Raw genomic sequence first — 25,822 nt, forward strand, 5'->3', positions numbered from 1 at the left:
ATGATGCCGACCCGTCGCTGGGTGTAAGCAGGACGCATATCTCTCATAGAGAAGTCTCCAGACTGAAAGGCAATCAACCGGAAATCAAACAGCACTAGATTAGACGCATTCCAGCAGCCGCGCCCCTACTGTGAAACGGCAAAGCTGCTTGCTTAACGTGCCCAGATTCGCCTGATTCGCCACAATCCTTGAGCCTGACGGTCAGGGGGAAACCTGAAATGCTATAGTTTTTGGGTTGTATTTGTCCCCGTGAGTTTGGCTTGGCTATGGCTGAGACGGTAGAAATCCTGTTTGAGCAAGGGCTAGAACGCTATAACGCTGGAGAATCTCCGGCAACCTTGCTGCCCTTATTTAAGGAAGTTTGTGAACGCGCTCCCAAAAGCAGTCCCGCCTGGACGTGCCTCTCCTGGCTTTATTTGCTGGACAACAAGCCCTCTCAGGCATACAAATCCGCGCAAAAAGCGATAAAGCTCAATCCTCAAGACCCGCAGGCACGGGTGAATATTGCGATCGCCATGCTTGAAACGGCTCAACCCGGTGTTCGGCAGCACGTTGAAACCGCTTCGCAGCTCATCGCAGTAGTTCCCGAACTTAAAGAAGAAGTTGAGCGCAATTTTGAAGATGGATTAAGCCGCAAACCAAACTGGAAAAGTTTAATTCGGGTCAAACAGTGGTTAGCAGAAGGTTAAGTTTTAGAAACAATTGACCTGTAGCGTTGCTGCAAAAACTTCAACTCCGCATCTAACAACAATCTACAGAATCTAATTTGCTGTCCAAGGAGTAAAACGCTCTAAGGCAGCTTTTTTTCTTAGAAGTTTATACCACTTTATAAATACTCAAAATACTTAAAGGAAAAAGTTAGAACTCTAATGATAAGCTTTAGTGAACTCAGGGATAAGTTTCTCTAAAGAGCGATCGCTGAGTTATCACTTTAAAGCTCCAAAAGAACAAGCCCAAGAAAATTCAAGGAGTGGAACTATGCAGGGACCGAATAGCGTTGACGTTAAACCCGAAACCCGTAATCACAAAGGATTTTTTGTGCAGCAAGGTTCGTACAAGTTTGTGGGCATCGATCAGTCCGGTTGGGCGTTAATTTGTGCTGATGAGGCATCGTGCCACTACGTTGATCCAGACAATCTAAAGAAGGTCCCGGAGCTTGTCGAAGGTTAATCTTCAACGAATCCCGGCTATCGCTTCCGGTCAAAATTGAATTTTATCTTGTGGCTGTCCTGCTGTGGTGCAGCCATCTTTTTTGGCAATTTTTAGACAAGTTTTTGGACAACTGAATTGTTAACTTTGATTGCGAATATTCAGAGAGAGCTGGAGCAGATTTTGAGTCAGCGCCTCGTTAGGGGACGGTTGAGGTGTGTGAGATTCAACACTGCCCCCTCAATTCCCCAGCTTTTGGCTTTGTGTTACCGTTATTCCTTTTTCGGCATTCCTAAGGCGATCGTCATTGAATAGGCGATCGTCATTGAATAATAGTGAATAGTAAACTTTCATGCCAATGGTTCACCCATTCTTCGACTGATGAAAGAAAAACTTTTAAACTGGCTCAATTTAATTTTGATGATCGACATTTTCCTCGTGCTGGCAAGCTTTGTCTGGTTTGCGGCGGCGGTGGTGGGGCGATCAATGGGCGTTTCACTCGGTTTAGATTTGTGGTATCAGCTCTGGATGCCTTTCTTTCAGCCTGCGATTGGCATACTGATGGCGGGGGCACTGCTGAGCGGCATGATTAGCTGGGTCAACCGACGATTTTTCTCAAAGCCCTCTGCCTAAACTGATTCGGGAATTCTGCCATGACCACGATTCGACCCGCCCAGCTCACAGACTGCGATGAACTGGTTTTGCTGTGTCACGAACTGGGTTATTTCACCTCGGCGAAGGCTCTGGCTCAGCATCTAGAACAGTTCCAGACCCATCCCGATCACGCTGTTTTTGTGGCAGAAACGGTTTATCCCGAAGGGGGGCAGGGGGCGATCGGCGGGTGGGTTCATGTTCATTTGCACTGGACTTTGCAGGAGGGACGCGAAGCAGAAATTGGTGGATTGGTCGTTTCGGAAAAGCTGCGTGGGCAAGGGGTCGGCAAGCGGTTGATGCAGCAGGCGGAAACATGGGCACAGCAGCAGGGCTGTCATGCATTAGTTGTTCGATCGAATGTGAAGCGCAGCGAGGCGCATCAGTTTTATCAGCGCATTGGCTATCGGGAGATTAAGCGATCGATCGTGTTTCGGCAGTCGATTACCTTCTGATTACCTCATAGGAAAAACTGCATCAAGGAAACTGCCTCGCTGACCCTGCTGCCTGTGCCGATGCACAGTTTTGATAAAAAGTCTGTTCGCACAATCTAATCTTTATGCCGTTTCTGCGTTAAGCGGAAATCATCACGGTAAGATTTAGGCAGACTTGAAGCCGTGCGGCGATCGGATGACCGAAGGCAAGCTTCAAGCCGTTGGACTGAATTGAGTGCCGCAAGCGGAATGGTCTGCTCTTTTAGAAAGCGAACGATTCCGAGAACGGCTGAGTTCTCCCCTTCATGCCTTAACTCCCGATGATCCATCTGACTCAGTTAGGCAAAGTAGATTTGCCCCAGATTTCAATGCCGCTTAAACAAGACCACATCCTTGCCGCGATCGATGTCGGCACAAACTCGATTCACATGGCAGTGGTCAAAATTCAGCCTAGTCTGCCTGCCTTCACAATCATTACCAGAGAAAAATCAACAGTGCGGTTGGGCAATCGCGATCGAAAAACGGGACGGCTCACACCAGAGGCAATGCAGCGATCGATCCAGGCATTGAAACGCTGTCAGGAAATTGCCAAAGGGTTACAAGCGGATGAAATGATTGCGGTTGCCACCAGTGCCGTGCGCGAAGCCCCTAACGGTCAGGCATTTTTGCAGCAGATCGAGGAAGAATTGGGCTTGACGGTGAATCTGATTTCGGGACAGGAGGAAGCCCGCCGCATTTACCTGGGGGTGCTGTCGGGGATGGAGTTTAACAACCAGCCCCATGTGATGATCGACATTGGCGGCGGTTCGACCGAGCTGATTTTGGGAGACGGACACGAACCGCGCAGCCTCAGCAGCACCAAAATTGGAGCCGTGCGCCTGACGGCTGAAATGATCAGCACCGACCCGATTAGCAGCAGCGAATTTAGCTACTTGCAGGCATACGTGCGGGGAATGCTGGAGCGATCGATCGACGAACTGCGCTCTCATCTGCAACCGGACGAACAGCCGCGCATGGTCGGCACATCAGGCACGATCGAGACGCTGGCAACGATTCATGCCAGAGAAAAGCTGGGCGTGGTTCCCGCACCGCTAAATGGCTATCAGTTTAGCCTGCGCGATTTGCGCGATCTGGTGAATCGGCTGCGAAAGCTCAACGATGCAGAACGGGCGGCAATTCCTGGCATGAGCGATCGGCGATCGGAAATCATTCTGGCTGGAGCCGTGATTTTGCAGGAAGCAATGACGCTGCTGGGGCTGGATCACATTACCATTTGCGAACGGGCACTGCGAGAAGGCGTGGTAGTGGATTGGATGCTGTCCCACGGCTTGATCGAAGATCGCCTGCGCTACCAGGGTTCGATTCGAGAACGCAGCGTGATCAAGATTGCCCACAAGTATCAGGTCGATCTGCCCCATAGCAAACGGGTGGCTGACTTTGCAACGAGCCTGTTTGATCAAACGCAAGGCATTTTGCATGAGTGGGGTGAAGCGGAGCGACAGTTACTCTGGGCAGCCGCCATGCTGCATAACTGCGGTCACTTCGTCAGCCATTCCTCGCACCACAAGCACTCTTACTATCTAATTCGCCACGGTGAACTGTTGGGCTACCCCGAAGTCGAAATTGAGACGATCGCCAATCTTGCTCGCTATCACCGCAAAAGTAGCCCCAAGAAAAAACACGAGTGCTATCGCAATATCACCAGCAAAAAGTACCGCCGAGTGGTCGATCAGCTCAGTCCGCTTCTACGGCTAGCAGTGGCGCTCGATCGCAGACAGATTGGGGCGATCGAGCAGGTGCGGTGTGAGTATCAAGCAGACCTTCAGGAAATGCGGTTACATCTGAAAGCGGCTTATCCGACCGGCGATTGTGCGCTGGAACTCTGGAGCCTGGGGCAGAAGAAGGGCGATTTTGAGGCGGCTTATGGACTGAGGCTAGTTCCGCTATTGGAATATGAAATTGGGGAGAAGTAGGGAAGGAGGAGATAAGAGGATCGGGAAAGGACGAGAGGCTTGCGATTTTGAGCAGATTCGGAGACGCTTAAAAAACGGCACAAATCTTTTCTCGATCGCCCTGGTAAAAAGTTCGTTTTCTCGATCTCAGCAACTTTTATTTCGCCATCTCTAGCAAACCAATTATTTAGAACTCAATAGTTAGCAACTCAATATTCAGCAACTTAGCATTCAACATTTAGCAACTTAGTATTTAGCAATTTAATAGAATACCTCTGCATCACTCTGGTTAAGCATCCACCCGTCTTTTTGCTCTGCTTATGTCCGTGGATTATTTTTTCTGGCTTGACCAGATTCAGCCGCATCATCGCGATCGGGTGGGCAGCAAGGCGTTTTATCTGGCAGTTCTTCGGCAGCGCGGCTATCCTGTGGTTCCGGGTTTAGTGGTGAGCAACGAGCTGTTTCAGGCATTTCTGAGCCAGCTTGAGTGGGCTGATCCGACTTTTGCAGATTTGCCTGCTTTGCTGCGTCATCTTGATGTTGATAATCCCCGTCAGCTTCAGGGGGTGGCACAGCAGCTTCGGCACGCGGTTACCTCCACTGCGATTCCTAAATCATGGCTGCTGCCAATTAATGAAGCGATCCGCGATTGGCAATCCTCGCAGCAAACCGAAGCCGTAATTCTGCGTCCTTCTTTTTCGCTGGCGTCTGGGCTTGATCCGTCGATTAGCGATGACACGAGAAGCCTCCTCGAAGCAAAGATCTGTCGGGCAGAGCCAGAGTCGATCGCTCATGCGCTGAAGTGGGTCTGGGCAGAGCTATTTCGGGCACGCAGTTTGCTGTACTGGCAGCGATTGGGCGTTGAGCCGCAGCAGGTTCAGCTGGCCGTGCTGATTCAACCGATTCGATCGCCGATCGCCGCAGGAAAAGCCGTGGTTCAGGGGAATGAACTGAGAGTGCAGACGGTGTGGGGTCTTGGACATGGAATGACAGGCGGCGTGACCCCGGATTGCTACCGAGTTGATGCAGCGGGAATCGTCTACTTTGAGACAATTAGCCGGAAAAACGTGGCTTATGGCATTGTGACGGAAACTTCAGAACAGGCATTGCTAGGCAGTTTTCCTGTGGGCGGCAGTGAGCAAGACGACAGCCTCCAACTGCTAATGCTCAAGCCAGAGCAGCAGACTCAGCCTGTCCTTACTCGATCGCAGGTTGAGCGTCTGGCACAGCTAACCCGCCAACTCATGCTGACGCTTGGCATGGCGGTTGAACTGGAGTGGATGCTTTGTTCTGGTGCTGTTTCTGGAGCTGTCTCTGAGGCGGTATCCGAAGTGGTATCCGAAGCTGTCTCTGAAGCGGAGTTTGGCGATCGAGGGTCAGAACCCAGCTTTTATATTACGCGGGTAATTCCCTACAGCACGCTCACACCAAAATTCCTCGCCCCTGCTCCTTTAGAAATGGACGCATCGGAGATACGGGAAACTGCCTCCGATCGTCTAAAAGGGATTGCTGCCGCACCAGGGAAAGTGACAGCAACGGTCTGGGTGATTCCCCTAACGCCTGTGCCTTTACTGGAGATGCCGCCAGGCTGTGTTCTGGTTGCGCCGATCATTTTGCCAGAGTGGGTTAGTCAGATTCGCCAGGTCGGCGGAATTGTGACCGAGCAAGGCGGAACCACCAGCCACGGCGCGATCCTCGCCAGGGAGTTAGGAATTCCGGCGGTGGTGGGAATTGCAGGTGCGATGCAAACGCTGAAAACTGGGGATCAAGTCCTAATCAACGGCGATCGAGGAGAGGTGATACGGATGTTAGAACCAGCAGCATTCGATGAACCAGACGATCATGACAATCATCGTGCAGCCCATGCTGATTTGCGAATCGAGGCAACCCGTTACCAGGGCAATTCGACTCAGATTATGCCTGCAACTGCAACCCGGCTCATGGTCAGCCTCAGCCAAACTGAGTCAATCGCCCAAATCAGTGAACTGCCGATCGATGGGGTAGGTCTTCTGCGGTCAGAACTGCTCTGGATAAAAAGTCTGGAGGATCGATCGCCAGACGAATGGCTAGCACAAGATAAAGCAGGCTTGATTGATCGATTAGCACAGCAGATTCAGCAATTTGCCGATCGCATGATGCCCCGCCCCGTTTTTTACCGCAGTCTGGATATGCGCGCCCATGAGTTTCCGATGCTGGCTGGCTCCTCGGTTGAACGGAATCCAGTGTTGGGTCTGCGCGGAGCGTATCGTTATCAGATTTACCCTGGCTGGTTTGGGGTCGAACTGGCAGCCTTGCGTCAGGTGCAGCAGGCGAGCTTTGATAATCTGCGACTGATTCTGCCGTTTGTGAGAACAGTTGAGGAGTTTATTTTCTGCCGTGATCGAGTGACAGAGGCAGGTTTATGGCAGCCCGGTTTTGAACTGTGGATGATGGCAGAAGTGCCTTCGATTTTGCTGCTGCTGCCCGCCTACATTGAGGCAGGGGTTCAGGGCATGGCGATCGGCTGTAACGATCTAACTCAGCTTCTTCTGGGGATCGATCGCGATCATCCTCAGATGGCAACCCAATTCAATATGACCCATCCCGCCGTGATGCAGGCAATTCAGCAGATTGTTCAGGCTAGCCGCGCCGCAGAATTGCCCTGTACCGTTTGCGGTCATCTGCCCAGGAATCTCAATGTCATCGATCGGCTTGTTGAGTGGGGCGTGACCGGAATTTCGGTGGAACCAGGTGATGTGGCGTGGATGAGCCAGGCACTCGATCGAGCAGAGCGGCGATTAATTCTGGAGGGTGTGAGGCGTGTCCACTCGTAACCATTACGACAAATTCGCCGGAAATCCACTAGATTGATAAACAGAGTTCATTTATCATTTTTCTCTCCTAGTGAGTTTCGCAGATTGGATTTTTGCAGATTGGATCTTGAATGTGCCTCCGCTGTGGCTTCAGCTTGCGATCGTCGGTCTCTGGCTAAGCCTGGTTGGACTACTGGCGTTTGGGCTGAGTCGGTGGGAAGGGGCAGATTCCGAGGTCGTGCGAAAAGTGGTGCATATCGGCGCAGGAAATGTGATTCTGCTGGCATGGTGGCTGCAAATTCCAGGATGGATCGGCATCAGTGCCTCGATCGCCTTTAGTGCCTTGATGCTACTGTCCTATCGTCTACCAATCCTGCCGGGGATCAATAGCGTCGGGCGAAAAAGCCTGGGAACTTTCTTTTATGCCGTTAGCATTGGCTTGCTCATCTTGCTGTTTTGGCAGCAGCATCCTTACTATACGGTGATCGGCATCTTAATCATGACTTGGGGCGATGGACTGGCAGCGCTGGTCGGACAGCGGTTGGGGCAGCATCCCTACGAGCTTTGGGGCATGAAGAAAAGTTGGGAAGGTTCGCTAACAATGGCAGGCGTGAGCTACATCATTTGTAGTCTGGTGTTGCTGGGGATTCAGGGCAACCATTGGCAAACCTGGGCGATCGCCCTTATGGTCGCAGTTGCCGCAACCCTGCTGGAAGCTTTCTCTAAGCTGGGCATTGATAATTTGACGGTTCCATTAGGCAGTGCTGTGCTTGCCGCCTGGCTGAATCAGCTTCTTTAGTTTTTTGAGTTCACGCAATAGGCAGCTTTGCTGACCTGCCCTCACTCTCAATCCCTGCACATCGGATTATCGCTGGGTTCTGCTTTCATGCTGCTGATTGGAGAGGAACAGCCAAACAGAGGACAGACCCACTTTCAATCCGCTATGATCTTGTTTCAATCTGGCATAAACGTAGAGTGGTTGCGGTGTGGAAGTTCAATCAAATCAGCTAGAGGCAATTCTCCTGCAAATGGGCGAGGCAGTGATTGCGAGCACAGAGACGGTCGATCGCCTTGCAGCACAGCTTGATGCGCTTACGAAACAAGTGCAGCAGCAGGGCTATCAGATTTTTGCGTTGAGCGATGCGGTTCAAACGCTGGCAGAAAACCAGGATGGGGCGTTAGAGCGGATTCAGCAGCTTACAACCGCTCTTCAGCAGCTTGTTGCGGCGATCGAAGAAACGGACAAATGAGGCGGATTTAGCCTAAACCAGTCGTCTTGATAAGATTTACCCAAATTTAGGTCGAGTAAAGTTTGAGCCGAGCCCGATAGAACGGTATAAATAGAAAACGAAATAAAGGAATGCAACCCGAATGGCACTGGCTGAGGAACTGAGGCAGGCGTGGCAATCCCAGATTGAAGCGGGCAGCCCTAACCTATCGGCAACCGATCGAGCAAGCGTGGTCGGCTGGCTGTTGGGGCAGGATCCGGCACGATTTGACTCCCTCTCACCCGCAGAGTTAAACGTGGCGCAGCAGGCGATGGACTATCGCTATCGGATTTTGCAGCAGCGATATTTAGGCGTTCAGCCCGATCGCGCCTACAACCAGCTAATCCAGCGGCTCAGCAGCCTGTTCCTGATTCGCAGCAAAATTAAAACCTGGGTTGCCCTGTCTCGCGATCGGCGGCGAACGGTGGTGGATGTGTTGCAGGAAGTGATTCAAGAGCTGCTGCAAAGCGATAACTATATGCGGCAGCAAATCACCTGGATCGGGGAATGTACGCCCAACCCGCGCCTGCGGAATGCCCTGATGCTGGCAAGCATTGAGGAATATTGCCTGCGCCCAATTCGCAATCAGCCTTTGCTGGTGTATCGATTTGTCAATTATCTCCGTCGATCGCAGCGGGGCGGCATGACCCAGGTTCCCACAGGCGATCTGATTCGGCTGGTCTCTGAAGAAATCACCCCCGACGATGCTGATAATCCCGTCAGCTTGCTGGACGGTCAGGCATTGACGCAATATCAAGACCAGCAGGCGTGGGAGGAGCAGGAGGCACTCCGCAGCAAAGTGATGCAGGAATTTGCCGACTACCTGAAAGAAAAGGTTGATCCGCTCGCCGCAGACTGGTTAAAACTACACGTCCAGGGACAGTCGCAGGAAGTGATCGCCCAGCGGCTCGACGTCCCGATTCAGCAGGTTTACCGACTGCGTGAGAAAATTAGCTATCACGCGATTCGCGTCTTTGCCTTTAAGCAGCAGCCCGAACTGGTGGGAGCCTGGCTGGGAACTTCGCTAGTTGAGCATAATCTGGGCTTGACGATTCCACAGTGGGAGGAGTTTTTGCAGTCGTTAACGCCTGTGCAGCAGAAGATTGTCGAAAAGCTGAAGACCGGACAGCCCTTTGACGCGATCGGCAAAGAGCTAAATCTGAGGCTGAATCAGGTTACAGGCGAGTGGAGCAAAATCTACCTGGCAGCTCAAACAGTGCGGAGTGCGGAGTAACCCATCTTTTTGTCAAGTGGATTCTATCAGGGGCAACTAATGCCATTAATATGGGTTTAATAAAGGGCATTAGTTTCAGTTGATTATCTTGGCATTGATTGGCATTCAATCAAATGTTGAGACAGAATGTTGAGACGAAATGTTGAGACAAGCGTTCGCATTTTTCTCAACCGCGCCTCTTTTGGATCGTCAAACTCCTACCCAAGAACCTATGGCGGCTTTCTCGGACGATCGCATCCCGTCCTCTCACAGTGATCGATCCCACTTTTCTGATCGATCGCAGCAGCGTATCCTTGGTCAGTTTCAAGGGGATTGGGTCGACCGACTCAACCTGGATGAGATGTACGTGCTGATTGATGGTGTGCTGCCTTTTGAAGCCTGTCTTTACTATCAGGTTCTGCCGCTGTTTCTGGAGGGAAATCGGCTCAATCTCGGCATGGTCTACCCCGAAGATACCACGGCTGCCGACTACGTTCGCCGCATTATCTCCTATCTCAACTACTCCCTGGTTGCCCGACGCATCACCACCGAAGCACTCCAGGCTACGCTCACGGCTTATCTCAATGCAGCCGAAAATAAGCAAAAGACCGATAAAAATCAGCTCGATCGAGTTAGTTTTGGGCATCATCGCCATGCCGGGCGAAATCGAGTCGCTCGTCCTGTGGATCAAAGTGAGCGGCTGACGCTCATCGTTGATAGCCCTGATGAGCTAGAAGAGGCAGCGGTTTCCGCAGAGCCAGAGCGCGTTGAAGAGCCGCCAATTGCTCCCCTGCAAACGCCAGTCATCACTTCGGCTCCGTCTATTGCTCACGATGAAGCTCTTGCAACCTGGCAACAGCCTTCTCTGCCGATCGCGAGCGAGGAGCAGTCCACCAGCAGCAAACCTTCAAGCCGTTCTGCAAATAATCCCCTGACGGCATCTGCCGCACTTCGACAACCTGTCCTGCCGCTCTTGCCTCAGCTTCCGGTTCTGCAACTTGATGCAAAACACCTCTCTGCTCCGGCAGAAGAACTCGTTACCCTGTCGCCAGAGGTTGTTCTGCAGGAATTGCTGGCACGAGTACTGGTGGGTGGAATCGGCAGACTTTATTTTGAGAATCATACCCACTACGGCAGGATTCTCTGGAGCCAGAACGGGGTGCTTCAGTCGGTTTTAGAAAATGTGCCGAGCGCCCTCTTTCAAAACCTTCTGGCCGCCCTGAAGCAGACCGCAAAAATTGCTTCCCCGATCGCAAATTACCCAAAACAGATTGAAACTGAATATCTCTATAGCCCTATGCTGGAGGGCACCGCCTCGCTGAAGTCGCGTGTCCTGCTGCGCTTTCGCTTTATGCTGAATGCGGGCAATGAAGAAGCAACCCTGCAAATTTTGAGAGGGGCTGCCCTCAAGTTTCACCAACAGCAGCAGATGAGAAAACTTGAACGGGACGCAATGGGCATTGCCAAACAGCTCCAGACTAAGCTAAATGAGATTCGCGATCAAACGCTGACCGGAGAAGGGCTTGCAAGCAGTTGTTTCGATGTACTGCCTGGATTGAGTCATTTGCTGCGCGGCATTGAGCAACAGCTCGACGAGTTGGGGGTTAAGGAATCTGATCAGCCCTAAAAGATGATTTAAAGCAGTGAATCTTCGGCATGACCCCTCAATTTTCCCATGCTGCTCCCCATGCCGCCTAATTCCCAGGCTAAATTCTCTATGAGTTTCTTCAATAGATATCCATGAATAAGGGAGTTTGAACCCAGAAGGAATGCTGTAGCTCTCCCTGGAATTAGGAGCTAGGGGCGGTTTGGCAGCGATCGTGACCTGCACCAAATCCATCAAAATGCAAAAGAAGGGAACTAGCACTGCCAATTCCCCCTTAAATTCCAATTGATAAAGCTTGCCTTTACTGGCCGCAAACGTGCTGCAGGCAGTCTGGTAGCGTTGCTGACCTTGTTAATAACTGATGTTAAAACCGATCAGCAAATCGGCCCAATCGGCGAACCTCAGGGGAAACTGCTTTGTATCGCGTCAGGATTTATCTTTGGACGACCGCCAAGCTTCGGTCATGCGTCCCCAGTTGGTTGTGAACTCTGACCAGCCCGCCAAGCTTCCCGGATTTTCTTCATCCCAGGAGGCAGAGAGTACGCCGTAGCTCAGCCCTAGAACGCCTAAACCAAACCAGCCGAGACTCGTCAGCAGCACTGCATAGGTCGGCACTTCAAACAAAGCATTGACCCGGATCAGATAGCTAACCACAAAGGTAGACATGCCCAGCGCAGTTGGAATCCCGCACAAAATCGCCATGCGTTTGATCATGCGCCGACTCACAGCATCGGGGATCGCAGCCTCTTGAGCAGTCGATCGCTTTACTGGCGGAGCCATCTGCTGGGCAACAGAACGCTTAGGCGCATTTGCCGTAGAGGATGCTTTTGCGGGAGCCTTTGCTGGCGGCGCAACCGGGCTACTCTTGGGCGTTTTCTCAGCCTGCTTGCGGGTTTTGGCTGGTTCAAAGGGAAGCGACTGGCGCGACTCGCCGCCTTTTTTGCTTTTTGACGAGTCGGGCTGAGACTTGGAGGACATACAGATCTAACCCCGAATTCCTAACCGTGTGAGCAGAGCCCGATAGCGTTCCTGGTCTTGCTTTAAGATATAAGCCAACAACCGCTTCCGCTGACCGATCATCTTCAGCAGTCCCCGACGGGAAGCATGATCTTTCTTGTTTTCGCGCAGGTGAAGACTGAGGCGATTAATACGCTCGGTCAGCATCGCAACTTGAACATCAGCCGATCCGGTATCCGTTTCGTGGATTTGATACTCAGAAATGATTTCCTGTTTACGCTCTTGCAGCAGTGACATGAACCAATTAAATCCCTAACGTAATAGAAATGCAGTCAACTATCTTATCACACTTACCTGGGTTAGGGTGAAGCCTCGGCAGTTTTGCGAATTTCAGGTCGGATTTTCTAAACAGTGGAGCGTAAAGCATGCAGTCGCCCTTTCGGCGAGTTTTGACAGGCGTGGTGTTTTTGGGGATGACGATCGTGGGTGCCGTTTGGGGGTACTGGTGGTCGGGCTGCCCGCTTTTGGATGCGGTTTATATGGTGGTAATCACCATCTTTGGGATTGGCTATGGCGAGTTTTGTCCGGTTTCTGGTTCAACTCGCATCTTTACGATGCTGGTAATTTTGGCAGGCGTGATATCGGTGTCATTAATCTTAGGAGGCTTTGTCCAGATGGTGACAGAAGGCGAGATTAAGCAGGTGTTAGAGCATCGACGGAAAACGCAAGACCTGGCAAACCTGAAGAATCACACGATTATTTGCGGCTTCGGGCGGATTGGGCAGGTGTTATCGCTGAAGCTGGCGGAGGAAAAGCAGCCTTTTTTGATTATCGACACCAGTGACGATCGCATCACCCTGGCAGGAGAAATGGGCTATCACGTCTATCAGGGAAACGCGACCGATGAACACACGTTGCTGCAAGCAGGCATTGAACGGGCAAAGGCACTTGCAACCGTCCTGCCAGACGATGCTGCCAATGTGTTCATCACGCTGACTGCCAGAGGCTTAAACCCGCAGTTAATGATTGTGGCGCGGGGAGAGCTTGCCTCTACCGAAAAAAAGCTGCGCCTTGCCGGAGCTAATCATGTTGTCCTACCTGCTGCAATTAGCGGACAGCGGATGTCTAATTTAATCACCCATCCCAACACGATCGAATTTCTGGAGCAAGGCGAAGAACGGACTCGGCTGAACGAACTGCTAACGCAAATCGATGTTCAGGTTGATGAGCTATCAATTTCTGTGAATTCGCCCTTGGTGGGACGGACGATCGCGGATTTGGAAGTGCGGGGACAGGGAACCTTTATTGTGGTTGCACTCAAGCGGCACGACCAGATTACGAATCATCCCGACCCCAACCTGGGGCTTCATGCCGGAGATACGCTGATTGTGCTGGGGCATCGCGGTGACATTCCCCGATTTGCCGAACGCTATGCCATTAAGCAGTTGCGCTATCGCGGGGCACGCTGGTGAGGGGTAACGGTGCGAAGAACTGTAGTGCTAAATCGCCAGGTGAGAATGCTTGCAGCAAACGCCAAGCCGATCGCCAACCCCCACCACAGTCCCATTCCGCCGTAGCCTAAGCGCAGTCCCAGCAGATAGCCGCAGGACAAACCCAAGCCCCAGTAAGCAATCAAGCCAATCAGCATAGGAACTCGCGTGTCTTTCAATCCGCGCAGCGCACCGACGGCTGTAACCTGAAGCCCGTCCACAATTTGAAACATTGCTGCCACGCCTAACAGCTGCTCTGCCAGCAGGACGACTGCCTGATTTGCCGGGTCGTTGATATCAAGGTAAAGGGAGACGATCGCTTCTGGTACAGTCCAGAACAACATTGCCATTGCCGCCATAAACAGCACCCCCAATCCCATTCCGGTGTAGCCTGCCCGCTTTGCTCCCCGAAAGTCTCCCTGTCCTAGGCGTTGGCCCACCAGCACGGTTGTGGCAAACGAAACTCCGAGCGGAATCATAAACGTAATGGCAGCAGTTTGCAGAGCGATCTGATGCGCTGCCAGCGTTACTGTACCCAGTTGACCCATGAGAAAGGTGGTCACGGTAAATAGTCCGGCTTCAGCCGCCGTCAGAATGCCGATCGGAATCCCTACATGCAGCAGCTCCCGAAACAGGCGACCCTCTAGGACGTGCAGGTTTTGGAAGATGCCGTACTGCTGATACCGAGGCTGCTGACAGTAAAAGAGCAGTGCTAGAAACATTGCCCACAGCGACAAACTGCTGGCGTAGCCAATTCCCGCTAAACCGAGTGCAGGCAAACCCAGCTTGCCAAACATCAGTACGTAGTTTCCAGCAATGTTGAAGAGCGTGCCGCAGACCATAATCACAATCACCGGACGCGGCTGAGACAGTGCAGAGACAAAATGCCGCAGCACCGCAAAGCCCAACCCTGCTGGGAAGCCCCAGACGATCGCCTGCAGGTAGGCCGCCGATTGAACTGTAACCGATTCGGATTGACCCAGCCAGAGAAAGAGAGGACGGGGAAATGCCAGCAGCAGCATGAGCGGCAGCGTCATCAGCATTGCCAGCCACATTCCCTGCTGCACCACGCGCCCGACCTCACGAGTTTGACCTGCCCCGAACGCAGATGCCGCTAAAGGACTGACCGCAGAGACAATCGAAGAACTCACCAGCAGACAAGCCTGAAACGTCGTCGCGCCCAATCCGCCTGCCGCCAGCACTTCGCCGCCCAGTAAGCCCATCATCACTGTATCGACAAAGCCTGTAGCTGCCTGCGCCAACTGTGCTCCCGCTAGGGGAACCGCCAGGGTTAAAGAGGCTCTCACTTCGGAGGTGAGCTGCGATCGAGTCATTTGAAGCATGGGTGGCGAAAGATAGATTTTGCAAACAGACAGACCATCTACCCTACCAGCCTCTCTGATCCTTTGCCTTCATCCATCCTAGTGAAATGAAAAGGGAGGTTATTGGGAATCTATTGCAATAATCTTGACAGAGATTTGCAATAAATCTAAGATAATCTACATTGTTCTCCTCTCAAGGATCGGTGGTGGGGTTGGTCGGTTGGCTAGCCCCCCATTTTTTATTTAAAGGTAGGGAGGCGGGGGGTGAAGGATTTGTAATACATCATACTACAACCAGCAACGTGGGTGGATATGGAAGTGGGTGGACATAAAGGATAGGGGTAACTTGCTGTGCCTGCTTGTGTAACAGATAGGAGTTAGACAGACGGAAGCTAGAGGGATCAGCTCATTCCTGAAGGACGGGCAGTACCCGAAGGGCAGACAGACAGTACCCGAAGGGCGGACAATATTAGGGTTAAGATGATCTGCTACTGTGCTACAAAGGTGCGAATTAACGGTGCGACTGTGCGATGTCGGATATTTCTGCTCAAAGTTCTGATTTCAGCCTGCCTCAGTCCGATCGCCTCATGCTTGCTCGATCGGGGAACGGTGAATTGGATGCGATCGTAATAGGCTCTGGGATTGGGGGTCTAGTGGCGGCGACTCAGCTTGCGGCAAAAGGGGCAAAGGTGCTGGTGCTGGAGCGGTATTTGATTCCGGGGGGCAGTGCGGGGTATTTTGAGCGGTTCCCTTCTGGGGAAAATTCGGAGCAGCGGGGCTATCGGTTTGATGTGGGAGCCTCGATGATTTTTGGCTTTGGCAGCGAAGGAACGACGAATTTGCTCAGTCGGGCGCTGCAAGCGGTGAATGTGAGTCTAGAAACGATTCCCGATCCAGTGCAGGTGCATTACCATTTGCCGAGTGGTGAGACGATTCGAGTTCATCGGGATTATGAGAAGTTTTTACAGGAACTGATCGATCGCTTTCCCCAGGAGCAAGCAGGAATTCGCCGTTTCTATGACGAGTGCTGGCAGGTATTTCGCTGTCTGAATCAGATGGATCTGCTGTCGCTGGAAGAGCCGCGTTATTTGATGCGATCGTTCTTCCAGCATCCGTTTGCCTGTCTGGGTTTGGCGCGTTATCTGCCGCAAAACGTGGGCGGGGTTGCGCGTCGCTTCATTCGTGATCCTCAACTGTTGCGATGGATTGATCTGGAATGCTACATCTGGTCGGTTGTGCGGGCAGATCGTACACCCATGATCAATGCGGGAATGGTGTTTAGCGATCGACACTACGGCGGGGTTCGGTATCCCAAGGGAGGCGTGGGACAAATCGCCCAAAAGCTCGTGGAGGGCTTGGAGAAAACGGGAGGACAGATTCGCTATCGATCGCGGGTGACAGAAATTTTGTGCGAGGCGGGAAGAGCCGTTGGGGTGAGGCTGGCATCGGGTGAAGTGCTGCGGGCAAAGCGAATTGTCTCAAACGCGACGCGATGGGACACCTTTAGTAAACTGCTGCCGCGATCGATTCTGCCTCCGCAAGAGGTCAAGTGGCAGCAACGCTATCAGAAATCACCCAGTTTTTTCAGCCTACATCTGGGAGTTCGAGGTGAGGTTTTGCCAATCGGAACCGACTGCCATCATGTGGTGCTGGAAGACTGGACCCAAATGGAAACCGCACGGGGAACGCTTTTTGTGTCGATCCCGACGCTGCTTGATCCTGCTCTGGCTCCGAGTGGACATCATATTATTCATGCCTTTACGCCCGACTGGATTCACGACTGGCAAAACCTTTCGCCCACAGATTATCAGAAGCAAAAAGCAGCCGTTGCCGCTCAGATCATCGATCGCTTAAACGCCGTTTTTCCGGGTTTGCGAAAGGCGATCGTTTATCAAGAAGCCGGAACACCCCGCACTCACCGCCGCTTTCTCGGACGGACTGATGGCACCTATGGACCGATCCCCGCTCGAAAGCTCCTGGGATTGCTGGGAATGCCCCTGAATCGAACAGCGATCGCGGGACTTTACTGCGTTGGAGACAGCACATTTCCAGGGCAGGGTTTAAATGCCGTTGCCTTTTCAGGCTTTGCCTGTGCCCATCGCATTGCTGTGGATTTGGGATTAGAGCCAGGATTTTTGTCGCTCTAATCAGAGATGCTTAACAACTGCTGCTGAAATCACCCCTTTGGCAGCTAGAATTCCTGCGTTTGGATGAGGCTTCTGTTTCTCTGTAGCTAGACAATCAACCCATGAGAAATGAACACCGTTGTCTTATGACTGCGGAAAGATGTCATTGATTCAAAAAATGCTTAATTCTTGCGAGGGTTGAGATAGCTCTTTCTTTTGTATCAGTTTGTATCAGAAATTGCTTTCTAACCATACGGCATTTCTCAGGCGAACCCTCACAGAAAGCGACGCCCTTTCTCCCCATTTCCACTACAACCTTAGTTCGAGCTATGTTCAAACGATTTAAGTTTCTATTGACAGTCCTCTTCTCCACACTGTTAACCATTTCGGTGATGACTGCCTGTAATGCTAACCAAAATGCAGGAAGCGGCAGCGGCAGCAGAACGGTAACAATGGCAACTTCTGCGGACTATCCTCCCTATGAGTATGTTGATTCGAGTTCGGGAAGTCAGGAAATTATCGGTTTTGATGTTGACATTGCAAAGGAAATTACCAGCAGGCTGGGCTACGATCTGCAAATTCAAAATATTGATTTCAACGGTTTAGTTTCGGCACTGCAAACAAAGCGAGCCGACTTTGTGATGGCAGGCATGACTCCGACCCCAGAGCGCAAGCAAAGCGTTGATTTTTCTCGCATCTACTACGAAGCGAAAAACACGATCGTCGCCAGACAGGGCAGCAATTTCAGAACGACTGATGCGTTGAAAGGCAAGACCGTTGCCGTCCAGCTTGGTACGATTCAAGAAGGAGTTGCGAAAGATCTCAACGAAGAGAAAAACTTGGGCCTCAACATTAAGCCGCTTAACCGAATTAATGAAATTATTCAGGAATTAAAGGCAGGGCGAATCGAAGCAGCGATTGTTGAAGACACCGTTGCAAAGGGCTATGTTGAGTCCAATCCTGACCTGGAATTCAACACAATTCCCAACGCAGGAGAAGCAGGTTCAGCAATTGCTTTCCCGAAAGGGTCTGAGCTGACGGCTGAATTCGATCGCGTTCTGGGCGAAATGATTGAGAACGGCAAAGTAGAAGAGCTCGTAAGCAAGTGGTTTAGCACTTCTGTACCGGCAGCAAAATAGTGGAACTGGAGCAGGAGATCGATCGAAGGATTAGATTGAGGAAATTAAACATCGTCAACTCCGATGTAATTCTGAAAGTCTAAAGGAATGTTTGAAGAGTGTTCTCGGTTCTAAATTGCCCCTTAGACTTCCCAATCCTGGAGGACTTTGAGGACTTCTAGAAAACTTTTAGAGAGCTAGATTTCTTCCAGAATTGGCCTGTTAAGGGAGTAATTCGCAATCAGCACTGTTCAAACATTCCTGTTCAAACCTTCTTTGATTCTGGCGATCGGTTCCTGCGCTTTTAGTATCTAATTACTCGCTTTTTTGAGCCGATTTATTGGATTGTTTAGAAGTTATTTCTTGATAACGATTATTTGACAATGGAAATATCATCAGTCGATTGGACGGCTGGCATCCTCAACGCTTTTCAAATTGAAACTGCTGCCAGCATTTTTGGGCAAGCCGCTCCAACTAAATTTAGCCTTGATTTCTCCAGGATTGTTCCTAACATTCCATTTATTCTTCAAGGGATTGGAGTGACACTGGGGTTTACGCTGGTTTCTGCGGTGATTGGGTTTACCTGGGGAACGATTCTTTCGATTTTTAAAATTTCTACGTTTAAACCATTGCGCTGGTTTGCTGATTTTTATACTTCTGTCTTTCGCGGTACACCACTGATTTTGCAGCTTGCGATTATTTACTTCTCGACACCTCAGCTAATTGGCTATTCGATTCCTGCCTTCCAGGCAGGGGTAATTACGTTTTCACTCAATTCTGCTGCCTATAGCTCGGAAACGATTCGCGGTGGCATTATGGCAGTTGATAAAGGGCAGCGCGAAGCCGCAATGTCGATGGGTGTTGCCTACCCGCTTATGATGTGGGATATTATCTTGCCTCAGGCATTTAAAAACATTTTGCCTGCGCTAGTAAATGAAAGTATTGCCTTGCTGAAAGACTCGTCTCTGGTGTCTACGGTCGGTGCGCTAGACTTAATGCGGCGCGGACAAATTGTTGCGGCTGAAAAGTTTATTTTTTTTGAACCGTTAATTCTGGTTGGTTTGGTTTACTACGTGATGGTGATGGGCTTTACCGTGCTATCGCGCCGCTTAGAACGGAGGATGCGGAAAAGTGATTAGGACAGAATTTTTATCAAAATCATTCGGCAAGTTGAACGTTCTAAAAGATATTTCAACTGAGATCAAAAAGGGTCAGGTGGTTGCGATTATTGGCCCTTCAGGATGCGGTAAGTCAACCTTTTTGCGCTGTCTGAATTTGCTCGAAATGCCAACACGCGGACGCATTTATATCGACAATCAAGATATTACTTCTCCTAAAGTTGATATCAAAGATGTGCGTCAAAATATCGGCATGGTGTTTCAGCACTTTAATCTGTTTCCACACATGACTGTGCTGGACAATTTGACCTACGCGCCGACTAAGGTCAGAAAACTGCCCAAAGCTCAGGCACGGGAAAAAGCAATGGAGTTGCTGCATCGAGTCGGGCTATCAGAAAAAGCTGAAGTGTATCCTTCTCGTCTTTCGGGTGGACAAAAGCAGCGGGTTGCGATCGCCCGATCGCTGGCAATGGAACCTCAAGTGATGCTGTTTGACGAGCCCACTTCTGCGCTAGACCCGGAGATGGTGAAAGAAGTGCTGGACGTGATGAAGGCACTGGCACAAACCCAAATCACAATGGCGATCGTGACGCATGAAATGGGCTTTGCGCGAGAAGTTGCCGACCGCATTATCTTCCTTGATAACGGCAATATTGCTGAAGATGCGCCGCCGGATGTGTTCTTCTCTAATCCTAAGAGCGAACGCGCCTGTCAGTTTCTAGAGAAGGTGCTGTAGAGAAAGTGCTGTAGGGTTCGATTTGCCCTATCTCGTGATTAGGACAGTTTCCCACACCGGAGAGGGACGGCGATTACGGCGATCGAAAGATTAAACGCTGCTTTATATTCCGTTACGATGAGGGCATTGTTGGTTCCTGCTTGGCAGGAGGTCAGAACACATGAACGGTAATCTACGGATCGGTAGCCTGTTTGGAATTCCTTTTTTCGTCAACGCATCCTGGTTTTTGGTCTTCTCGCTTGTGACCTGGGACTATGGCAGTCAGTTAGGCGCGGCTTTTCCGCAGCTCGGCGTGTCTGCTGGGGTGCTGGGGCTGGTGACGGCTCTGCTGCTGTTTGCTTCGGTGCTGGCACACGAGTTAGGACATAGCCTGGTAGCCATGCGGCAGGGAATTCCGGTCAAGTCCATTACGCTGTTTATCTTTGGTGGACTGGCAAGTTTGGGTGAAGAATCGAAGACTCCGGCAGAGGCGTTCTGGGTTGCCGTTGCAGGGCCGCTGGTGAGTTTTGCGCTGTTTGGCATTTTTACAGCTCTAAATATCTTCACTGCTCTCCCCGCTCCACTAATGGTGGTGGTCGGTGTCCTTGCCTCGATTAATCTGGCATTAGGCATTTTTAACCTACTGCCCGGTTTACCTCTAGATGGCGGAAACGTGGTGAAGGCGCTCGTTTGGAAACTGACGGGTAAGCCCTACAAGGGAATTGCATTTGCCAGCCGTATTGGTCGCTTTCTGGGCTGGTTGGGGATTGGCATCGGTGGCTTGTCGGTGCTGGGCTTTATCCAATTCGGTAGTTTTTGGACGCTGCTGGTGGGCTGGTTCTTACTGCAAAATGCCGATCGCTATGCCCAGGCTGCTGCGGTGCAAGAACAGTTGAGCGGTCTAACTGCCGAAGATGCGGTGATTCCTAATAGCCCGATCGTCTCGTCTGAGATTTCGCTGCGGGAATTTGCAAATCAGTACATCATTGGCAATCCGGCAAACTGGCGGAGGTATCTGGTGACGGATACAAACGGTCAGCTTGTGGGTCAGGTCGAAGTGGATGCTATGAAGATGATCCCGACGAATGACTGGTGGGATATCTCGGTGCGGCAAATTATGCAGCCTATCACTCAACTAGAAACGATCGCCTCTGATCAGCCGCTGCTAGATGTAGTGAACCTGATCGAAGAGAAAAACTTGCCTGAATTAGTGGTGCTTAAGGAAGATAAGAAGCCTGCAGGTTTACTGGAGAAGTCCTCCATCATCCAACTTCTGCAAGACCGTGCTGCTGCAAAATCAGCTCCCCCTCAACCGATTCCGTCTCAGGCATAAGCGGACTTGCTCCGTAACCTTAATACTCACATCGCGCACTAATTGCGATCGCCCCTGTCTCTTTAGGCGGGGGATTTTTTATAGTCAATCCCTGATAGGGTTTTGATTTGGTTGAAATGACGGGTTGCTGAAAGCTTTGATTTATGGAGTTTTCGAGGTTCGATTGTACGAATTGACCGGGTTGTAGCATTTCTATAGTGGATGGCAAGAAATTTCATTTTGAATCCTGTCCCAAATCGAGACGGGTCAAGAGTTTGGTGGTTGCGCGGAAGGGAATTGGGGTTCAAATGGTGGAAAGGGCTGTCTTGCAAGAACTTCCGCCCTTGATGCAGGAATGCCACTCAAAACACCCACCTGTCCGCGCACCGTACCTGAAAACCCCAGTTCAGGGATTGCCTGCGATCGCTCCCCAAGCCTGCACGATCGTCAGCAGATCGGGAGGAAGCTGAGCGGCGACAAAATCAACGTATTGCGTTGTGCTGGTTTGGCTGCTGAGCGTGATGGTAATTGTGTCTGCGGTTGGTTGGCTGGGAGTATAGCTGAGGCGATCGAATAAGTGAAAGCCTTGCAGCAGCTTTTCAAATTCTTGGACTTGCGCCTGCGATATCTGATGAATGTGGGGCGGAAACGAGGACTGGTCTGCCCGCAGCAGCGATCGCATCACCTGACCGCTTTTCAGCAGAATGGTTTCATAGGTGTGTCCGGCAATGCCGCCGCTGGCGATCGAGCGAAACAAAACCTGCTCTTCGAGGGGAGTAGCCACTTCCGACAAAAACCGGACTCCCTCCAGGCTGGCAGTCGCAAAGCGATTTAAGCGAACCTGCGAGCCATCGTTGTTAGAGTGATAGACCCAGCTTTTGCCGTTTCCAGACACAACAACACGCCAGCCGAAGATAGCAATCTGGGAACATATTGCAGTCCCGGTTTCAATACCCAGACAGCCATCCCAGTTTTTTTGCTCAGCCTGAGTAATTTGCAGTTGATCGAGCGGAATTCCCGACTCCTGCGAAGCTGCCGATAAGATTCGATCGTTGACCTGCTGAGGTAAGGCACTCGATCCCGTGTGGCTTTCCTGCCGGATGGCTTGACCTGTGCTGTCGGTGCGGTAGATCCAGGTTTGCGATCGGTCTGTCACGGTGATGCGCCAACCCTGCACCAGTGCCAATAAGCAACTTTCCGCAGGTCCGCCCAAGCCCAGACAGCCATCCTGCCAGGTTTCTTTGGTAGCAGCAACCACTCGCAGACGCGAAGCCGGAATGCCAGTCTCACGGGCGATCGTCCGCCGTACCCGAATGCGAACCGATCGCGGAGCCTGTTCCTGAACACTGGGGCTGCTGGAGTTTTGGCCAGTGGGCAGTCCCGCTCTGATCGAGGGAAACGAAAATGCAGAAGCAAGCTCTGATGAAGTCGTCAGGAGTACGGCGGTTAAGCAGGCGATCGAAACCAGACGTGATGCAGATGAATGACGCATAACGGTTAAGCCTCTAGAAGGTGAAATCAGCAAGGTGAAATCAGCAAGGTGAGATCATCACAAAGTTTGACACTTGCTACCGTAAATCAGGTTCCACGCTTTGGCAAAAGCGGTTACAGAAATTGAATCAACCCATGCCAGCATTGGCCAAAAAAATTGCGATGATCGGGCACATCCGCCAGCTCCCTCCGTCTAAGGGGGTACAGGACAGGACTGAGACGCTCACCATTCGCAAAATTGGCAAGCCGCAGTCTGCCGGGTGCAATACCGCCGCTTGTAGAGCCTCTGTTTCTCTACGGCTTATTTTCGCTGCTCATGCGCGCAATGGCGCAACTACTCGGTATACAGAACACGGGGAACAGGTATGTCAAGCTTTGCTGGAGTCAATCTAAAACAGGCTAGACCCATTGCAGTAGACACTCAAACTCGCATTGCCACCAATCTCAGCGAGACTGGTGAGGGGATGCCGAATCAACTTTATCGGTTTCGTTTAAACCAACGCAGCAATCTTAATCTGCGAGTAAACAATGCAGAAGCAGGCGTAGAACTGTTGCAGGATAAAAATCGGAATGGCAAAGTCGATCGCAACGAGATTTTAGGGCGATCGGTTCAGACCCAAAAATTGCAGCAGCAGGCGAACGATTCTAGAAACGGAAAGTTAAAGCAGGAATTAAACCAGGGGACATACTTTATCCGCGTTTTGGGAAACGGTGAAGCGGATCAAAGTTATCGCTTTATGCTGTCGGCGATGCCCGTTCAGTCGAGGGGCAATTTAGCTCAATCAGGAACTCAATCAGGGTTTAATACCTGGTCAGCCACCCGCAACCAGAGCCGCCTGCGGCAATCTACCCCGGTTCCTTATCGTCTGCAAAGCAACGAAGCCGGACAGGTCTTTGTGCAACCCGACCCCAGCACCCGCAGCTTATCCCGCAACACTGCTGAGAGAGCAAACAATCTGCGCCCGGTACAGGCTTCTCCCGATCGCTGGAATGCCAGCTTTATTAACCGCACGCGCAGCAACGTCGCCAACTACCGCACCTATAACTTCAATCGGGCGGATTTCAAAACCGACTTAGGCAGTCAGGGCAACAATGGCACGGTCATCGCCCGACTCCGGCAGGATTACGGCATGGGCAGCCCCAACAAAAGCATTCGGACGCGGCATTTTGCGATGCAAGCTTGGACAAGGGTTCAGCTGGAAGAAGGCAAATTCTACAAAATTACCAGCCAGTCCGATGACGGCACTCGCTTCTTGTTTAAAAAGCCCGGCAACGACCAAACCGTTACTGAAATTGGCGGCGACTGGCGCAACCGCACTACGAAATCCGCGCCTTGGTCACAAACAATGGTGGCAGGCGAGGGCGGCAGCTATGACTTTTATGTGCAGTACTACGAGCGCGTCGGAGCTTCCACAATTAACATCACGCTGGAACAAGTTCAAGCCAGCAGCCGCGTCACTGCCAATTCTGCAATCAATCTCCGCAGCCAGCCCTCTACGGTAGGCAATACGCCGATCGGAAGCCTCGAAACAGGAACCAGCTTTTCTGTGGTGCGGCAGGTGCGTTCTGCTACCGATGCCAGCTATCCCAACTGGTATGAAATCACCACCAGCGACGGCAAACGCGGCTATGTGGCAGCCGACAGCAGCTTGATCGAGCTTGTGGGCAATAGCAATCTGGCGACGATCGGCACAGGTGCGCCCCCAACCAACAATCCTACGATTCCCGGTGGGCCCTTGCCTCCTCAGTCCCCCATTCCTCAACCTCCACTACCGGGCGGCGTTGGCGGAACCGATCGCAAAACGTTTAACTTCTCGACTACGTATCCCAGCAGTTATTCCTACTTTAAGCAGGATCTTGCAGAGATTAATAGCCCCAGCTATTACTCCGGCAGCTACAAGCCCATGATCGAAGAGCTGGCACTTCGCTATGACTGGCTCCAGCCTTCGGTTATTGCAGCGATCGGTTCGCGTGAGTCTGCTTGGGGCTTGCTGCTGGCTCCGAAAGGTCCGAGCGGCACAGGCGACGGCGGATATGGACGCGGTATTATGCAGATCGACGCTGAATTCCATCCAGAATTTATTAGCACAGGCAAATGGCGGGACCCCAAGGAAAACCTGACCTACGGCATCGAGAAAGTGCTGCGCCCCTACTACGACTACCTCGATCGTAATACCAACCTTCAGGGCATGGAACTGTTGCGGGCTGCGCTGGCTTCGTACAATGCCGGGCCGGGTAACGTGATGGCTGCCTACAATGCTGGACTCGACGTGGATTACTACACCACAGGTCGAGACTACGGAAAGGATGTACTCGATCGGGCGGGCTGGTTCCAGCTTCAGGGATGGGTATAGAGTAGACTTCCCGCATAAAGGCTCGCGCCCTTACCCTAAATCCCTCTCCCAAACGGGTAGAGGGATTCCCGATCCAGCTCTCCTTCCCTCAATCGCGCAACCCCTTACACCTCAACGGCAGCTTCGTTGACTGTCCGTGCTGCTTTGCCATTCATCGTTTCCTGAATGGGCGATTGTCCTGTATTGGGCTGAAGTACGAGAACGGCACAAGGGGCACGGTGCATTACATAATTGCTGACGCTGCCCAAAATTGCTTCAGTAAGTCCTGATCTGCCGCGCCGCCTCATGACGATCAAATCTGCGCCCCACTGTTTTGCTGCCTGACACAGCCCTTCTCCCGGTTCTGTAATGCGGTACTCAGAGGTGACGGAAACGTCAGCCTGCCGCGCGATTTGACAGTAGTGATATAGCAGCTCTTGCACCTGACGAGTTTGCTCAGAGAGGCGCAGCGATTCGACCTGATAGCTCTGGTGCATGATTTCGGGGGAAACGCCCATCTCGCCAGGGAGCGGCGGCACAAGCGTCATCACATCGGCAGTCACACAGTGAAACAGCATCAGCTTCGCCTGGTTTTGTCTAGCTAATTCCAGCGCATGGTCAAAGGCACTCTGGCTCAATAACGAATGATCGATCGCCACTAAAATTCGCTTGAAACTCATTTCGCGTCCCCCTTAGCAATAACTCAGAGCGATAACTGTTAGAGCAATAACTGATAGAGCAATAACTTGAACGACAAACGGCTTCCTTTACTCAA

Annotated in this window: 22 protein-coding genes; 17 read left to right on the forward strand and 5 right to left on the reverse strand. The window is 51.6% G+C overall.

The genetic code is table 11. The annotated features are described in order from the left end of the window. The first annotated feature begins 266 nt into the window (after positions 1–266). The 10 genes from H6F80_RS21565 to H6F80_RS21610 all read left to right on the forward strand — a co-directional run bounded on the left by H6F80_RS21565 (position 267) and on the right by H6F80_RS21610 (position 11,086). Positions 267–689, forward strand: a complete 423-nt coding sequence (locus tag H6F80_RS21565; protein WP_190793585.1) for a tetratricopeptide repeat protein — start codon at positions 267–269, stop codon at positions 687–689. 289 nt (positions 690–978) lie between these two features. Next, positions 979–1,170 (forward strand): hypothetical protein, encoded by a 192-nt coding sequence (locus tag H6F80_RS21570; protein ID WP_190793586.1) that lies wholly within the window; start codon positions 979–981, stop codon positions 1,168–1,170. A 360-nt stretch (positions 1,171–1,530) separates the two neighbouring features. Next, complete coding sequence (locus H6F80_RS21575) at positions 1,531–1,782, forward strand: DUF8620 family protein (protein WP_190793587.1); 252 nt, start codon at positions 1,531–1,533, stop codon at positions 1,780–1,782. Between the two features lie 20 nt (positions 1,783–1,802). Next, positions 1,803–2,255, forward strand: coding sequence for a GNAT family N-acetyltransferase (locus tag H6F80_RS21580; protein WP_190793588.1), 453 nt, complete (start codon positions 1,803–1,805; stop codon positions 2,253–2,255). 299 nt (positions 2,256–2,554) lie between these two features. Further along, positions 2,555–4,207 (forward strand): Ppx/GppA phosphatase family protein, encoded by a 1,653-nt coding sequence (locus H6F80_RS21585; RefSeq protein ID WP_190793589.1) that lies wholly within the window; start codon positions 2,555–2,557, stop codon positions 4,205–4,207. Positions 4,208–4,506: 299 nt separating this feature from the next. Further along, positions 4,507–6,999 carry a putative PEP-binding protein gene (locus tag H6F80_RS21590; RefSeq protein WP_190793590.1) on the forward strand — a complete coding sequence of 831 codons (2,493 nt, stop codon included), beginning with the start codon at positions 4,507–4,509 and terminating at the stop codon, positions 6,997–6,999. 112 nt (positions 7,000–7,111) lie between these two features. Further along, positions 7,112–7,777, forward strand: a complete 666-nt coding sequence (locus tag H6F80_RS21595) for a phosphatidate cytidylyltransferase (protein ID WP_190793624.1) — start codon at positions 7,112–7,114, stop codon at positions 7,775–7,777. 187 nt (positions 7,778–7,964) lie between these two features. Then, the gene (locus H6F80_RS21600; RefSeq protein WP_199296735.1) at positions 7,965–8,228 is read left to right on the forward strand and encodes a hypothetical protein; all 264 of its coding nucleotides are present in this window, start codon (positions 7,965–7,967) and stop codon (positions 8,226–8,228) included. 121 nt (positions 8,229–8,349) lie between these two features. Then, positions 8,350–9,480: a HetZ-related protein 2 gene (locus tag H6F80_RS21605; RefSeq protein WP_190793591.1), complete on the forward strand. Its 1,131-nt coding sequence runs from the start codon at positions 8,350–8,352 to the stop codon at positions 9,478–9,480. Between the two features lie 211 nt (positions 9,481–9,691). Further along, entirely contained in the window at positions 9,692–11,086 is a 1,395-nt protein-coding gene (locus tag H6F80_RS21610) for a GspE/PulE/PilB domain-containing protein (RefSeq protein ID WP_190793592.1), read from the forward strand. 405 nt (positions 11,087–11,491) lie between these two features. Here the strand turns inward: H6F80_RS21610 and H6F80_RS21615 are convergent, their stop codons facing one another. Both H6F80_RS21615 and rpsO read right to left on the reverse strand, forming a co-directional pair. Further along, positions 11,492–12,043, reverse strand: a complete 552-nt coding sequence (locus H6F80_RS21615) for a PAM68 family protein (RefSeq protein ID WP_190793593.1) — start codon at positions 12,041–12,043, stop codon at positions 11,492–11,494. A gap of 6 nt (positions 12,044–12,049) precedes the next feature. Beyond that, complete coding sequence (gene rpsO / locus H6F80_RS21620; protein ID WP_190793594.1) at positions 12,050–12,319, reverse strand: 30S ribosomal protein S15; 270 nt, start codon at positions 12,317–12,319, stop codon at positions 12,050–12,052. Between the two features lie 128 nt (positions 12,320–12,447). Between rpsO and H6F80_RS21625 the strand changes: the two genes are divergently transcribed. Beyond that, positions 12,448–13,494 carry a potassium channel family protein gene (locus H6F80_RS21625; RefSeq protein ID WP_190793595.1) on the forward strand — a complete coding sequence of 349 codons (1,047 nt, stop codon included), beginning with the start codon at positions 12,448–12,450 and terminating at the stop codon, positions 13,492–13,494. Here the strand turns inward: H6F80_RS21625 and H6F80_RS21630 are convergent. Continuing rightward, complete coding sequence (locus tag H6F80_RS21630) at positions 13,473–14,855, reverse strand: MATE family efflux transporter (protein WP_190793596.1); 1,383 nt, start codon at positions 14,853–14,855, stop codon at positions 13,473–13,475. The genes H6F80_RS21625 and H6F80_RS21630 overlap by 22 nt on opposite strands. Positions 14,856–15,364: 509 nt before the next feature. Here H6F80_RS21630 and crtH point away from each other — a divergent pair. From crtH to H6F80_RS21655, 5 genes are all read left to right on the forward strand, one after another. Continuing rightward, entirely contained in the window at positions 15,365–16,981 is a 1,617-nt protein-coding gene (gene crtH, locus H6F80_RS21635) for a carotenoid isomerase (RefSeq protein ID WP_190793597.1), read from the forward strand. Between the two features lie 308 nt (positions 16,982–17,289). Continuing rightward, positions 17,290–18,099 carry a transporter substrate-binding domain-containing protein gene (locus H6F80_RS21640; RefSeq protein WP_190793598.1) on the forward strand — a complete coding sequence of 270 codons (810 nt, stop codon included), beginning with the start codon at positions 17,290–17,292 and terminating at the stop codon, positions 18,097–18,099. A 362-nt stretch (positions 18,100–18,461) separates the two neighbouring features. Continuing rightward, a complete protein-coding gene (locus H6F80_RS21645; protein WP_190793599.1) occupies positions 18,462–19,217 on the forward strand; it encodes an amino acid ABC transporter permease in 756 nt (251 codons plus the stop codon). 31 nt (positions 19,218–19,248) lie between these two features. Next, positions 19,249–19,932 carry an amino acid ABC transporter ATP-binding protein gene (locus H6F80_RS21650; RefSeq protein WP_199296736.1) on the forward strand — a complete coding sequence of 228 codons (684 nt, stop codon included), beginning with the start codon at positions 19,249–19,251 and terminating at the stop codon, positions 19,930–19,932. A 160-nt stretch (positions 19,933–20,092) separates the two neighbouring features. Next, entirely contained in the window at positions 20,093–21,244 is a 1,152-nt protein-coding gene (locus tag H6F80_RS21655) for a site-2 protease family protein (protein WP_190793601.1), read from the forward strand. 385 nt (positions 21,245–21,629) lie between these two features. Here H6F80_RS21655 and H6F80_RS21660 read toward each other — a convergent pair whose 3' ends face one another. Then, on the reverse strand, positions 21,630–22,715 hold the full coding sequence (locus H6F80_RS21660; RefSeq protein ID WP_190793602.1) for a DUF8738 domain-containing protein: 1,086 nt from the start codon (positions 22,713–22,715) through the stop codon (positions 21,630–21,632). Positions 22,716–23,079: 364 nt separating this feature from the next. Between H6F80_RS21660 and H6F80_RS21665 the strand changes: the two genes are divergently transcribed. Beyond that, the gene (locus H6F80_RS21665) at positions 23,080–25,068 is read left to right on the forward strand and encodes an SH3 domain-containing protein (protein WP_190793603.1); all 1,989 of its coding nucleotides are present in this window, start codon (positions 23,080–23,082) and stop codon (positions 25,066–25,068) included. Positions 25,069–25,172: 104 nt separating this feature from the next. Here the strand turns inward: H6F80_RS21665 and H6F80_RS21670 are convergent, their stop codons facing one another. Then, the gene (locus tag H6F80_RS21670) at positions 25,173–25,727 is read right to left on the reverse strand and encodes a universal stress protein (RefSeq protein WP_190793604.1); all 555 of its coding nucleotides are present in this window, start codon (positions 25,725–25,727) and stop codon (positions 25,173–25,175) included. Positions 25,728–25,822 lie beyond the last annotated feature (95 nt).

This window comes from Leptolyngbya sp. FACHB-711, from assembly GCF_014695615.1.
Classification (GTDB): Bacteria; Cyanobacteriota; Cyanobacteriia; order Elainellales; family Elainellaceae; genus Leptolyngbya_A.